A 12844-nucleotide genomic window follows, 5' to 3' on the forward strand; every position below is an offset into this window, starting at 1 on the left:
GGAACGGCCATGGTCCTGCGTTCGGAAATCCTGGTGAACAAAAACGTCATGCCAACCGCGGAGCAGGCCCTGCCTGGCCGCGAAACGCCAATGTCGCTGCCCGAGTTCCACTATGTGTTCGAAGGCACCCCCCTGCTCGGCCCCTTCTTCGAAGGTGCCATCGACTTCGCCATCTTCGGCCTGGGCTGCTTCTGGGGCGCCGAGCGCCGCTTCTGGCAGCGTGAAGGCGTGGTCAGCACGGTGGTCGGCTATGCCGGCGGCTTCACCCCCAACCCCACGTACGAAGAAGTCTGCTCGGGCCTGACCGGCCACACCGAAGTGGTGCTGGTGGTGTTCGACAAGGACAAGGTCAGCTACCGCGAGCTGCTGGCCATGTTCTGGGAGCTGCACAACCCGACCCAAGGCATGCGCCAGGGCAACGACGTCGGCACCCAGTACCGCTCGGCCATCTACTGCACCTCGCCGCAGCAACTCGAAGAAGCCAAGGCCAGCCGCGACGCCTTCCAGGCCGAGCTGAACAAGGCCGGTTTCGGTGAGATCACCACCGAGATCGACCAGGCCCCGACCGTGTACTTCGCCGAGGCCTACCACCAGCAGTACCTGGCCAAGAACCCGGACGGCTACTGCGGTATTGGCGGTACCGGTGTGTGCCTGCCACCCAGCCTGCAGGGCAACTGAACCATGGCCACGATGACCCTGTTCCACTCGCCGCTGTCGCCCTTCGTGCGCAAGGTCATGGTGGTGCTGCACGAGACCGGCCAGCTTGACCGCGTCACCCTGCAGCCGGTGAACATCAGCCCCGTGAGTGGTAATGACCAGCTCAACCAGGGCAACCCGATCGGCAAGATCCCGGCCCTGCGCCTGGATGACGGCACGGTGCTTCACGACAGCCGGGTGATTTGCGAGTACCTCGACCTGCAGCACGTCGGCCTGCCCTTGCTGCCGCGTGAGGGCTCGGCGCGCTGGCGGCGCATGACCTTGGCGTCGCAGGCCGATGCGATCATGGATGCGGCGGTGTCGAGCCGCTATGAGAGCTTCCTGCGGCCTGAGGACAAGCGTTGGGATGGCTGGCTCGAGGCGCAGGGTGACAAGATCCGCCGCAGCCTGGCCAACCTGGAACAGGAACATCTGGCGGAGCTGATCTCGGGCTTTGATCTGGCTGCCATTGGTGTTGCCTGTGCGCTGGGGTACCTGGATTTGCGCCAGCCTGAATTTGGTTGGCGTGAGCGCCAGCCTGGGCTGGCGAAGTGGTATGCCGAGGTGGCCCAACGGCCGTCGATGGTTGCCACATCTCCTGTGGCCTGACGGGCCTCTTCGCAGCACAAGGCTGCTCCTACACGGTAGCGCGCGTCCTGTAGGAGCAGCCTTGTGCTGCGAATGCCTTACCTCGGTATCGCAGGGAACAACTGCCCAATCCTGCGTGCCAACCACCGCCCGACTTCTCTATCCTCCCTCATGCCGCCCTCCCCACCCGCGCCCAGTCCAGCCGCCGGGTCAGCACCATGAACACGCCCAACAAACCAAAGCACAGCAACGACCCCATCAACAGCGCGTAGTCCTCGGCGCTGAGCAGCCCATAAAGCATCCCGTACAACGCCGCTAACCCCGCCGCAAACCCAACCCCACGCCCCAGGCTGCGCAGCACGTGGCTCAGGTAGAAGCCAATCAGCAACACACAGGCTGAAGCCGACAGCCCATACGCCGGGCCAAAGCCGATGTGTTCGGACATCGACAGCAACAGCAGGTAGAAAAACGCCAACGCCACACCCACCAGGATGTACTGCACCGGGTGCACGCTGAGGTTCTTCAGCACCTCGAACAGGAAGAAGCCGGCAAAGGTCAGGGCAATGAACAGCAGCGCGTATTTGATCGCCCGCTCGCTCTTCAGGTACTGATCAACCGGGTCGACAAAGCTGACGCCAAAGGTGCGCTCGCTGAAGTCCTCACAGTGCCCGGCCGTGGCGCACTGGCGCAGGGCATCTTCAAGGTTGGTGGCGAAGAACGACGTCTGCCAGTGGGCAGTGAAGCCTTGGGCATCGATGTCGCGACGGCTGGGCAGGTAACTGCCGATGAAGCTTGGGTGCGGCCAGTTGGCGTGCATATCCACACTGCTGGTACGGCCAACCGGCAACACCTGCAACTGGCCAGTGCCTTGCAGCGCCAGGTCGAAGCCGTAGCTGAACTCCCGCGCTTGCAAGCCATCCAGCCCTGGCACGCTGGCATGCACGCCACCGCGCATCCAGTCGAGCCCGGTCCCCGCTTCAAAGGGCAACTTGCGCTCGTCGAGCGTCAGCTCCAGGCCATTCTCGATGCCACGAATGTCGCTGATGCCCACCACCAGAAAGGGCTTGTCGAACCGGTAGTCTTCAAAATCCTTGTCGATGCCCCAGCGTTCGGGGAGCTTGAAGCGGCCACTGATGCGGCCTTTGGCGTGAAACAGCCGCGCCTGGTAGATGCCGCGTGAGCGCAGCTCGGTGTCGACACCCAGGTCGGCCTCGAAGGTTTCCGGCAGGAAGTACAGGTGGCCGGCGATGCTGCTGGTCTCCTGGGTACGCTCGCCGTCCTTGTCGATCCAACGGCGCTGGTACTTGCGGTACGGCACCACCAGCAGCGGGCCACTGAGTTGCTGGTCGAAGCTGGCGCTCTGGGCGATGTCACGCACCACGCTGTCACGCAGGGTCTGGCGCTCGTCGATGAGGCCGTTGATCATCAGCAGCGGGATCAGCAACAGCACCATCAGCAGGGCAATCATGCCGAGCTTGAATCCAAGGGTCTTGTTCATAGGGCCTCCTTTGGCAGTGGGCGCAGTGTCTGCGCCTTGCGTGGAGACCTTGGGGAGACTGTGTGGAGATTGTGTGTACTTCAAGGGCCCTATCGCCGGCAAGCCAGCTCCCACAGGTACAACATAAGGTCCCAAGCTGTGGAGTACCTGTGGGAGCTGGCTTGCCGGCGATGGGCCGCGCAGCGGACCCGGCAATCTCAGCTGATACGCCGCACCGGCAGCCACAACCGCACCCGCACACCGCCATCGACGTTATCTACTGCAAGCGAACCGCCATGCAGCTGCATCACCTCGGCCACAAAATTCAGCCCCAGCCCGGTGCTCTTGCGCCCACTCCCCGGCCGCGGCAGCGAGTAAAACCGCTCACTCACCCGCCCAATGGCATACGCCGGTATCGCCTGCCCCTGGTTGAACAGGCTCAACGCCACCCGCCCACCGTCGCGCTCAAGCTCGAACAACAACGCCCCACCGGCCGGGGTAAAGTCCAGCGCATTGTCGAGCAGGTTGGCCAACGCCTGGCGCATCAGAAACGGATCGCACAACAACCGCAAACCGGCCGGCACCCGCTGCCGCACCTGCAGGCCCGCCGCTTCGATGCGTGCCGCATGGGCCAACAGCAATTCGTCGACCAGTGCCGCCAACGCCACCTGCTGTTCATCCTCCAGCGCCTGCATCTGCTCCACGCGGGCGAGGTTGAGCAGGCGTTCGATCATCTGCTGCAGGCGCTCGCTTTCGCGCTCGATGTTGCCGGCAAAGCGCGCCCGCTGTTCGGCCGGCATATCGCCCTGCAGCAGCTCGGAGGCTCCGCGGATGGCCGCCAGTGGGCTTTTCAGTTCGTGGGTCAAGGTGTGCACATAGCGCTCGACGTAGGCCTTGCCTTCCAGCTGCGTGCGCATGCGCTCGACTGCATTGGCCAGGTGCGCCAGCTCACCGCCCTTGTAATGCGGCAGCGCCGCCCGCTCACCTTCGCTGACCGCCTGGGCGTAACGGGCCAGCCTGCGCAGCGAGCGCGCCAGCCACCACGACAGCGCTGCGCCAATCAACAAGCCCAGGCCGATCAAGCCCAGGCCCAACGTGAGCAAACGCTGCTCGGAGCGGTCGATGTAGGGTTGCAGCGAGCTGTTGGGCTTGGCCACGGTAACCACGCCGATGATCTGGCCGTCTTCGATGATCGGCGCGGCCACATGCATCACCGAAGTGCTTTCGTCATCGGCGACACTGCGCGTGGAGCGGGCGCCGTACTCGCCGCGCAGGGTGAGGTAAACGTCATTCCACTTCGAGTAATCCTTGCCCAGGTCCTCACCGCTGGAGTCGAGCAGCACGATGCCTTTGGCGTCGGTCACGTAGATGCGGTGGCTGACCTGGTTCTTCGCCAAGCCCCAGATCTGCGCGCCCGGGCTGCGCGAACCGTAAGCCTTGAGTACTTCGGGCAAGCGGCTTTGCCCGAGGGTACCGGCCTTGACGTCATCGTGCAAAATCTCCGCCAGCAGGTTGGCGGTGTCGACCAAGGTTTCTTCGGACGATTGGCGCACCACCGGGCGGATCTGTTCGCGCACCGTGTTAAGCAGGAAGTACCCCGCCAGCCCGACGAACAGGAAGTACACCAGGAAGATCCGGATGCCCAGGCGCATCAGGCGTGATCCGGGCTGTAGCTGTAGCCGAGGCCGCGGTGGGTCTGTATCGGTTCTGCCTCGCTGGCGACCAGGCGCAACTTGGCCCGCAGGCTCTTGATGTGGCTGTCGATGGTGCGCTCGTAGCCCACGTCAGACGCCACGCCCAGGGCATCGAGCAGTTGCTCGCGGCTGAACACCCGCTGGGGCTGTTCCAGCAGGCACTGCAGCAAACGAAACTCGTGGCGGGTCAGGCTCAGCGGCTGGTTGCGGTAGCTGATCTGCATGCGCAGGGGGTCGAGCTGGAACAGCGTTGCCGCCGCGACGGGCTCAACACGTGGTGCCATGCGTTTAAGGATGGCCCGCACCCGTGCCGCCACCTCGCGGGGGCTGAAGGGTTTGACCACGTAGTCGTCGGCGCCGATCTCAAGGCCCACCACCCGGTCGATTTCGCCATCGCGGGCGCTGAGGAACATCACCGGCACCTCGCTGAAGCGGCGCAGTTGGCGGCAGGTTTCGAAACCACTGATATCAGGCAGGCCGATGTCGAGGATGATCAGGTCGGCCGGGCGCTGGCGCTGCTGGTCGAGGGCGGCGCTGCCCAGGGTCACCCACTCGGTGCTGTGGCCGTCGGCCTGCAGGGCGTAGACCAGAGTGTCGGCGATGGCGGCTTCGTCTTCGACGATGAGGATATGGAGCATGGTGTCCGGCCTGGCTGGGGGCATAGCTGGATTCTTAGGGGATTCAAGGGCTGTGGCAAGCAGCGGGATGTGGGTTGTGCGCACCGGAGTCTTTGCGGGTAAGCCCACACCCACGTTGATCACGTTGAGCCCCGCGCCTCTGTAGCACATTCGAACCGAAGACAGTTCATATACCGACTTTAATTGGCAAAGTTTTGCAACTGTTATTTATGTCAGTTTTAAAAATACGCAGACCACTCTAGACTCCGGAATAACTGAAGACTAAAGTCTGACACCATGAAAACTCAAGAACTTCGCTCCCTATTTTTTTACCAAGGCCATTATCTAGGGACGATCCTGAGCGATAACGCTCTACTGCTAATGAGATCAGGTAGGCACGTATTGGCTACCCAAGACGCTCATCACAGCAAGTTATTGATGGCTGACACCCAGGGCTCTACACTACGCGCGCGAGTGTCGAACCCCGAAAAAAATATGGCATACGCGCCTTATGGCCATGAGCCTCACCTTCGTACATATGCTATCCCTGGTTTCAATGGAGAATTGCCAGATAGGTTGACCGAGTATTATCTGCTAGGTAATGGCTACCGCGCATTCAGTCCAACTTTACGCAGGTTTATTAGCCCTGACAGGCATAGCCCATTTGGCGCAGGAGGTATTAATAGCTTTGCGTATTGCCTAAACGATCCTGTAAACAATATTGACCCAACGGGTCGCTGGGAATTGCCATGGTCATGGTCATGGTCATGGTCATGGTCATGGTCATGGTCAAAAAAAACACCAACACAATCACAAAGGTTATTTACGCCGAGCGACCTGGATGGAGTTCCAATCCATATAACTCAAATTCAACCCGAACTACCCCGCTACCAACATGCCATCCCCCCTCCTGAAGGACGCTCCTGGTTAGACTTACCCAAATATAGCGAACTTCCGACGGTCGGACAATCTACAAAAAATATTTCATTTGATCGTCACGGCGTCCACAGACCAGGGACGCTCGAAGAGATAAAAGAAGACCTTACTTCTCTTGCAAAAATATACGACCTCCTTATCATGCAGAAAGCACAGTTGCGCACAGGTAACCAGCCTCACACCGCCAATAGCACGCAAGTATTTAATGCGATAAGCGAAACGCAGGAAAGTATCCGAATGCAAATGATTGCAAACTATCACCGCCCTATTCTGCCTCCGTACACACCTTAATAGCAGCACCACTCGATACTGCTCATCAGGTGATTTAGGGCAAGAGAATCGCACAGGCTACAATCCAATGTTTAGCGCAATTCCACTCACCTCATCTCATTTTACGAACGACTCAGAAGGCAAGGCCGCTCGTCCATTTTCCCGCCCGTCAAGTGCTGCGTATATTTTTCAAAAGCAGCCCCTCGACGGGCATTCACAAACGGCCGAAAATTAGCATTCAGGCTTGCCAACAGTGAACTTCTTGGCGGGGTCGACTGCCGCCTTGAACTTCTTCAACGCCTTGGAACCAATCAACAGCGGGTAGTTGAAACTGCTGCGGTCCACCAGGTTCACTTCAACCGTGCGCTTCACATCACCCAGGCACAGCTCCAGGTCGACCACCGGGCGCTTGGAAATTTCCGGCGCATCGCCCTCTTCCTCTTCGTCGGCACGGCCTTTGATCTTGCTGATGCGCGAGACCTTGTGCTCGTAGACCTTGCCGTCGGACTCTTTGGTCGCCAGGCGGAAGCGTACCCACTCATCGCCATCGCGGGTGAACAGCTCGATGTCTTTGGCCGACAGCGATGCGGTGAAGGCACCGGTGTCCATCTTGGCCTTTAAGGTCTCGCCAATCTCCGGCAGGGCGATGTTTTCGTAACGGCCATAAATCGTCGGCTCGGCGGCCATGACCGGCAAGGCGAACAGTGACAACAGGGCAAGCAGTGATTTCACGGGTTACGCTTCCTTGAGTGCAGACAGTGCTTAGACTGCATGAGTTGAATAGGTTCGTCTGTACACGGTAATCAACACAATGTGAAACATTTGTCCTCGCCGCTGGGCATTGGGCATTTGGCGTAGGCCGCATCGCTGCTTATCATTGCCGGCTGTTTTTATCTCACTACAAGAGTTCCTTTATGCGTCGCCTGCTGACCGGCATTCTCACAACCCTCCTGCTGCTGCTCAACACCGTGGTGTTGATCTGCCCGCTGCTGGTCTTTGCCCTGCTCAAGCTGGTGCTGCCGGGCCGTGGCCGTGACTACGCCTCTGCGGCGGTGATGTGGGTCGCCGAAACCTGGTCAGAGATCGACAAGGCGATTTTCGCCCTGTGCATCCCCACCCAGTGGGATATCCGGGGCGTCGACCGCCTGCGCAAGGACACCTCGTACCTGGCCGTGAGCAACCACCAGACCTGGGTCGACATCCCCGCGCTGATCGAAAGCCTCAACCGCCGCACGCCGTTCTTCAAGTTCTTCCTCAAGAAGGAGCTGATTTGGGTGCCACTGCTGGGCCTGGCCTGGTGGGGGCTGGATTACCCGTTCATGAAGCGCTACAGCAAGGCGTTTCTGGACAAGCACCCCGAGCTCAAGGGCAAGGACCTGGAGATCACCAAGGCAGCCTGTGAGCTGTTCAAGCGCCAGCCGGTAACCGTGGTCAACTACCTGGAAGGCACGCGCTTCACCGAGGCCAAGCGCCAGGAGCAACAGTCGCCTTACCGCCACCTGCTCAAGCCCAAGGCCGGCGGCGTGGCATTCGTGCTGGCGGCGCTGGGCGAGCAGCTGGATGCGCTGCTGGACGTGACCATCGTTTACCCGGGCAACCAGGCGCCGGGGTTCTGGGACTTGCTCAATGGCAGCATTAGCCGGGTGATTATCGACATTCAGGTGCGTGAGCTGGACCCGGCGTTGTGGGATGGGGATTATGAAAATGACCCGGCCTTCCGGCAGACCGTGCAGGCTTGGGTGAACCAGCTGTGGCTGGAGAAGGATCAGCGTATCGAGGAGTTGCGCGGAGAATTGCGCTAGGCCATGTTGGCTGGTCCGGCCTCTTCGCGGGGCAAGCCCGCTCCCACAGTTCTACCACCGCTCTCAAGACCTGTAGTGAACCTGTGGGAGCGGGCTTGCCCGCGAAGAGGCCAGCACAGGCACAGCACAAATCCGATTAAAACCCAGGCTAATAATCAACATAAGGATTACTTCTTTGTCACCCTCCACCTAAGTGGATAAAAATCGATCAAAGCACAACTACAAAAAATTGCCTGGATCGATCGATGGCCAACCAACCTTGCTCCACCCCCGCCCAACTTCGTCGCGTCCTGGGCCTGCCCGCCCTGGTCTTCTTCGGCCTGGTGTACATGGTCCCGCTGACCATCTTCACCACCTACGGCATCGTCACCGAACTCACCGGTGGCCGCACCGCTGGCGCCTACCTGGTTACGCTGGTGGCCATGCTGTTCACTGCCGCGTCCTACAGTTTCATGGTCAAACGCTTCCCGGTCGCGGGCTCGGCCTACTCCTACACCAACATGGCCTTCGGCCAGAACGTTGGTTTCCTGGCGGGTTGGTCGCTGCTGCTCGATTACTTGTTCCTGCCGATGATCAACTACTTGCTGATCGGCCTGTTCCTCAACATCGCCTTCCCGGCTGTGCCCGCCTGGGCCTTCGTGCTCGCCTCCATCGCCCTAGTCACCGTGCTCAACGTGGTCGGCATCAACTCGGTGGCTAAAACCAGCAACCTGATCGTCGGTGCGCAGATCGTGTTTATCGGGGTGTTCGTGGCCTTGTCCTGCCAGACCCTGGCCGGCCAGCCGGTAGACCTGCTCTCGCCGCTGATGGGTGACGGCACACAACCTGGCTTCGGCCCGCTGATGGCGGGCGCCGCAGTACTGTGCCTGTCGTTCCTCGGCTTCGATGCCGTCTCCACCCTCGCCGAAGAATGCCGCGATGCCCGCCGCGACGTACCACGGGCAATCATCCTCACCACGCTCTTCGCCGGCGTACTGTTCACCGCGCTGGCCTACGTCAGCCAGCTGGTGCTGCCGGGCAGCACGTTTGCAAACGCCGATGCGGCGGCTAATGAAGTGATGTTCAAGGCAGGCGGGCAATTCCTCGCCAACTTCTTCACCGCCGCCTTCGTCGCCGGCAGCCTGGGTTCGGCACTGGCCTCGCAGGCCGCGGTGTCGCGCATCCTGTTCACCATGGGGCGCGACAATGTGCTGCCACGGCGCAGCTTCGGTTACCTGTCGCCACGCTTCGGTACGCCAGTGTTCGCCATTGCCCTGGTGTCGGCGTTCTCGCTGCTGTCGTTGGTGATCGACTTGGCTACCCTCGCCTCGCTGATCAGCTTTGGCGCGCTGGTGGCGTTCTCGGCGGTGAACCTGGCGGTGGTGAAGACCCACCTGATGGGTGACAGCGCACAGCGCAACCTCAAAGGCCTGCTGTGCTATGGCGCGGTACCACTGGTGGGATTGGGCCTGACGCTGTGGCTATGGACCAGCCTGTCGGCGCTGACGTTGGTGATTGGGCTGTGCTGGTTTGCGCTGGGCCTTGCGTACCTGGCCGTACTGACTAGCGGCTTCCGCCGCCCGGTGCGCTTGGTGGACTTCACAGAAGCCACTTGAGCAACATTGTAACTGTGGGAGCGGGTTTACCCGCGAAGGCGGCGGTGAAGTCACTATCGCATTCGCGGGTAAACCCGCTCCCACAGGGCCCGCGTCCTGCCTTCAGACCGAAGGTTGGGTCAGAGGCGCCGGGGTAGTCCACAGGCTACCCAGGTTCTGCAGCAACGAGCCTGCAATCCCCTGCTGCCCCAGGTACTGCAGAATCAACGGCGCAAACTGCCCGATCATCCCGGTATCCATGCCCAGCGCCTTGAACGCGCTGTCCAGGTCACTGCGGTTCTCCACGTTGTTGCCCAGCGCATTGTTCAACGCCGACTGGCTTTCGCTGTTCTTGCCCAGCAGCTCACCCAACCCACTCAACCCGCCCAGCGCATTGGCACCGGACAGCAAGTCCAACCCAGGCACGGCCTTGGTCAACTGACCGTAGTCGTCGGAACTCAGGTTATTGCGCGCCAAACCCAGCATCGCCCCCGCCCCGCCCACGGCCTGTTCCGGGGTGATCTTGAGTTCACTACCCAAGGTATTGAGCAAATTGGCCTGCGCCTCGGGCGCCTGGACCTGGCCCTGTTGTTTTTGGTTCTGCATGGCCGACACGGCATTGGCGGCATCGCTGAGGTTGAAGGCGAACACCGGGCTTGCGGCCAGGGTCATCAGGGTTGCCAGGGTGAATGCTTTCATCGGGAGGGACCTCGTGGGCCGGGATGGCCTGGGAAACGAGGCATTCGACTGGAGGATTGGTGGTTTGTTCCAGGCCGCGTATCGGGGTATGTCGCGTACCCTCCGTGTGCGGGCTTGCCCGCGAAGGGCCGCGCAGCGGCCCCGCTAACTGACAGGCCCAACCCTCACTGTCAATCCGCACCCTCTCATTCCGGGACCGTAGACCTAGCTCCCAGCCTGGTGGTGATCGCTCGACCCAAGCACCTATCATTTTTGCTAGTTGTTAAACCAATAACGCATAGCTACATTTATCAAAGCATTACATTTCTCACAAATTATTATGGATGTACCATGAAACGCGAAGGCACTGTCCATTACTTCTACCAAAGCGGCAAGCTCTCCAGCGTACAGCAAGGTGGCCAAATATCCAGGAGCATACAAACTCCTGACATTCCACTTGCACAACGAAATACCGATACACTATTGGGTACTGGACTGTTGGCAGTAGAAAATGGCGGTTCGGTGCTCAGGTTGCATGCCCCCCCAAATACAGAAGTCCATGCATTCACTGCATACGGTTACGATCCAACTCTCCCCTCGTCAAGCACTGTCTTAGGTTTTAATGCAGAACGGCTCGACACAGGGTCTGAAAGCTATGTACTGGGCAATGGCTACCGGGTGTTTAGCCCCATACTGATGCGATTTTTATCTCCTGATTCGCTAAGCCCCTTCGATGACGGAGGCATTAACGGATATGCCTATTGTGCCGGAGACCCCATTAATCACTTAGACCCCTCAGGTCATGCCCCCCCAGGGAAAAAACACGATTCGGCAGGCACTAGCACCCGCAAAGTAACCTTCGCACCTTCGCCGTCAGAAAGCCCCATGACGCTTCGGCTAAATAAATTAAAACAAGAGCGCGCCCAGCTGGAGCTGGATAACCCTAGCCTAAAAGAAGACAATCAAGCAGTTTTGAACTATTCACTCAAACACCGAGGCAAGCTTCAACAAGCGCATGACCTTATACAAACCGCTCGATTTAAAAATAAAATAGCAGAGGAAGGTCACTGGAACCCTGGCGATGCGTTCAGGCAAATCGTCGACGCACAACAAGCTGAAAGCGCCGTAAAACATTATTACAACGTAAATCCAGGAGTTCAGAAAATGTACGAACTCTATAATAACAACCTAAAACTTGATCTAAAAATTACATCTCTAGATAGAAAAATAAACAGTTTGGAGAATACAATTTCTTTCATGAGAAATCAGTAACACATAGATTCGGCGATGCTGACCACAAAAACCCTTCGAAGGTCTGGGTCCCGCTGGCGTGGAAACTATGCGATTCAACCCAGTTCAAGACGAAGCGGAAGCTCAGCGTGCCGATCTGATGCCGAGCTGGGGATGATGCACTGAGTCATGGGTTGGCAGGGCTGGCCTCTTCGCGGGCAAACCCCACAGGTTATGAGACAGTGCTGGGGAAGCTGTAAAACTGTTATTTCTGCCAGTATCGAAATTCTTGCGACTGTTCAGAATGGGCGTCAGGCACACCCCATACATCCAGAGCAGCAGAGACCTGAATCATGAGCAAAGCATCGAACCGCTCGCTTTTCTTCTACCAGGGCAACAAGCTGATCACCGTCAACCAAGGCGACCACCACCACGCCATCTTCCGCCATGCGGATATGCCCCTGGCCGAGGTGCAGACGGGCGAAATGTCTGGCGGCGGGGTACTCGCAACCGATGACAAGGGGTCCGTGCTCAGCGTTCAAGATGTGGATGGCCTGGAAGGCCATAACTTCTCAGCCTACGGCCACGATCCGACCTTGCCCTCGATGCGAACAACGACTGGCTTTAATGGCGAAGCTTACGAGTCAGTTTTGGCCAGTTACCTGCTGGGCCTTGGATTGCGTAGCTACTCTCCTCGCCTTAGACGCTTTTGTGCTGCAGACAACTGGAGCCCATTCGGAAAAGGTGGCTTGAATGCTTATTGCTACTGCGGGGGTGACCCCATCAACTTTGTCGACCCAAGTGGACATATGGAGCGCCCAAGTGGATATATGAAGCGCATTGCTTTAAAAAACGGCCAATTATACAAAGTCAACGAGAATATGGCCGTTGCTATTGGTCCAAAACCCACAGCACCACCGAAGCCCACACCGTCACCCGCTTCCCAGCATGACCCTGCGCAAGGCCATTACTTAAACTCGCCCCAGGTCGCTCCTCAGCCACCTGCTAAACCGCAACTTGCCGCCCAGACCACGACCAGGCGAAATACACAAAGGCGCGACGCGCCTATAGCATCGCCAGTGGTATCAAGCGATAGCACCCCTTCAGGCTCACGCCCCCCTAGCCCCGACTCACTGTCCCAACTTCCGTACCCCGTCATGACCTGGAATGCAGCACAGAATAGTACTTTCAGTTCAAAGGCTAGCTACATTAGGCAACCCACTGACGAGTTTCCAAGGGCGCCGTCACATCGCCATGAATGAATAGCATGTGTGTCTAGAAA

General features: G+C 59.1%; 12 protein-coding genes. 7 read left to right on the top strand and 5 right to left on the bottom strand.

Annotated features, from left to right (window positions below):
* Nucleotides 1-9 precede the first annotated feature (9 nt).
* Together msrA and QOS90_RS17075 are read left to right on the top strand one after the other, a co-directional pair.
* Entirely contained in the window at nt 10-678 is a 669-nt protein-coding gene (gene msrA / locus QOS90_RS17070) for a peptide-methionine (S)-S-oxide reductase MsrA (RefSeq protein WP_085274042.1), read from the top strand.
* Nucleotides 679-681: 3 nt separating this feature from the next.
* The gene (locus tag QOS90_RS17075) at nt 682-1305 is read left to right on the top strand and encodes a glutathione S-transferase (protein WP_085274041.1); all 624 of its coding nucleotides are present in this window, start codon (nt 682-684) and stop codon (nt 1303-1305) included.
* Nucleotides 1306-1453: 148 nt separating this feature from the next.
* Here QOS90_RS17075 and creD read toward each other — a convergent pair whose 3' ends face one another.
* The 3 genes from creD to creB all read right to left on the bottom strand — a co-directional run bounded on the left by creD (nt 1454) and on the right by creB (nt 5093).
* The gene (creD, locus tag QOS90_RS17080) at nt 1454-2782 is read right to left on the bottom strand and encodes a cell envelope integrity protein CreD (protein ID WP_027594319.1); all 1329 of its coding nucleotides are present in this window, start codon (nt 2780-2782) and stop codon (nt 1454-1456) included.
* Between the two features lie 197 nt (nt 2783-2979).
* Complete coding sequence (gene creC / locus QOS90_RS17085; protein WP_027594318.1) at nt 2980-4413, bottom strand: two-component system sensor histidine kinase CreC; 1434 nt, start codon at nt 4411-4413, stop codon at nt 2980-2982.
* Nucleotides 4413-5093 (bottom strand): two-component system response regulator CreB, encoded by a 681-nt coding sequence (gene creB, locus QOS90_RS17090; protein ID WP_085274040.1) that lies wholly within the window; start codon nt 5091-5093, stop codon nt 4413-4415. The genes creC and creB overlap by 1 nt, the downstream gene beginning before the upstream one ends.
* A 276-nt stretch (nt 5094-5369) precedes the next feature.
* Between creB and QOS90_RS17095 the strand changes: the two genes are divergently transcribed.
* Complete coding sequence (locus tag QOS90_RS17095) at nt 5370-6299, top strand: RHS repeat-associated core domain-containing protein (protein ID WP_097151371.1); 930 nt, start codon at nt 5370-5372, stop codon at nt 6297-6299.
* Nucleotides 6300-6509: 210 nt separating this feature from the next.
* Here QOS90_RS17095 and rloA2 read toward each other — a convergent pair whose 3' ends face one another.
* On the bottom strand, nt 6510-7010 hold the full coding sequence (gene rloA2 / locus QOS90_RS17100) for a retropepsin-like aspartic peptidase RloA2 (protein WP_027594316.1): 501 nt from the start codon (nt 7008-7010) through the stop codon (nt 6510-6512).
* A 182-nt stretch (nt 7011-7192) separates the two neighbouring features.
* On the opposite strand from rloA2, the gene yihG reads away from it, so the two are divergent.
* Nucleotides 7193-8080, top strand: coding sequence for a 1-acylglycerol-3-phosphate O-acyltransferase, YihG family (gene yihG, locus QOS90_RS17105; protein ID WP_027594315.1), 888 nt, complete (start codon nt 7193-7195; stop codon nt 8078-8080).
* A 245-nt stretch (nt 8081-8325) separates the two neighbouring features.
* On the top strand, nt 8326-9675 hold the full coding sequence (locus QOS90_RS17110) for an APC family permease (RefSeq protein ID WP_085274039.1): 1350 nt from the start codon (nt 8326-8328) through the stop codon (nt 9673-9675).
* Nucleotides 9676-9777: 102 nt separating this feature from the next.
* On the opposite strand, the gene QOS90_RS17115 is transcribed toward QOS90_RS17110, so the two are convergent.
* On the bottom strand, nt 9778-10353 hold the full coding sequence (locus tag QOS90_RS17115; protein ID WP_027594313.1) for a DUF2780 domain-containing protein: 576 nt from the start codon (nt 10351-10353) through the stop codon (nt 9778-9780).
* A gap of 330 nt (nt 10354-10683) precedes the next feature.
* On the opposite strand from QOS90_RS17115, the gene QOS90_RS17120 reads away from it, so the two are divergent.
* Nucleotides 10684-11604 (top strand): RHS repeat-associated core domain-containing protein, encoded by a 921-nt coding sequence (locus QOS90_RS17120; RefSeq protein WP_085274038.1) that lies wholly within the window; start codon nt 10684-10686, stop codon nt 11602-11604.
* A gap of 311 nt (nt 11605-11915) precedes the next feature.
* Complete coding sequence (locus QOS90_RS17125) at nt 11916-12824, top strand: RHS repeat-associated core domain-containing protein (protein ID WP_081717493.1); 909 nt, start codon at nt 11916-11918, stop codon at nt 12822-12824.
* Nucleotides 12825-12844: the final 20 nt, after the last annotated feature.

It is taken from the genome of Pseudomonas sp. LAIL14HWK12:I10, from assembly GCF_900184205.1.
Lineage (GTDB): Bacteria > Pseudomonadota > Gammaproteobacteria > Pseudomonadales > Pseudomonadaceae > Aquipseudomonas > Aquipseudomonas kermanshahensis.

What these genes read in the sequence shown, in the direction of transcription:
- msrA (WP_085274042.1), top strand. Translation starts at nt 10, where the DNA reads ATGGTCCTGCGTTCGGAAATCCTGGTGAACAAAAACGTCATGCCAACC.
- QOS90_RS17075 (WP_085274041.1), top strand. Translation starts at nt 682, where the DNA reads ATGGCCACGATGACCCTGTTCCACTCGCCGCTGTCGCCCTTCGTGCGC.
- creD (WP_027594319.1), bottom strand. Translation starts at nt 2,782, where the DNA reads ATGAACAAGACCCTTGGATTCAAGCTCGGCATGATTGCCCTGCTGATG.
- creC (WP_027594318.1), bottom strand. Translation starts at nt 4,413, where the DNA reads ATGCGCCTGGGCATCCGGATCTTCCTGGTGTACTTCCTGTTCGTCGGG.
- creB (WP_085274040.1), bottom strand. Translation starts at nt 5,093, where the DNA reads ATGCTCCATATCCTCATCGTCGAAGACGAAGCCGCCATCGCCGACACT.
- QOS90_RS17095 (WP_097151371.1), top strand. Translation starts at nt 5,370, where the DNA reads ATGAAAACTCAAGAACTTCGCTCCCTATTTTTTTACCAAGGCCATTAT.
- yihG (WP_027594315.1), top strand. Translation starts at nt 7,193, where the DNA reads ATGCGTCGCCTGCTGACCGGCATTCTCACAACCCTCCTGCTGCTGCTC.
- QOS90_RS17110 (WP_085274039.1), top strand. Translation starts at nt 8,326, where the DNA reads ATGGCCAACCAACCTTGCTCCACCCCCGCCCAACTTCGTCGCGTCCTG.
- QOS90_RS17115 (WP_027594313.1), bottom strand. Translation starts at nt 10,353, where the DNA reads ATGAAAGCATTCACCCTGGCAACCCTGATGACCCTGGCCGCAAGCCCG.
- QOS90_RS17120 (WP_085274038.1), top strand. Translation starts at nt 10,684, where the DNA reads ATGAAACGCGAAGGCACTGTCCATTACTTCTACCAAAGCGGCAAGCTC.
- QOS90_RS17125 (WP_081717493.1), top strand. Translation starts at nt 11,916, where the DNA reads ATGAGCAAAGCATCGAACCGCTCGCTTTTCTTCTACCAGGGCAACAAG.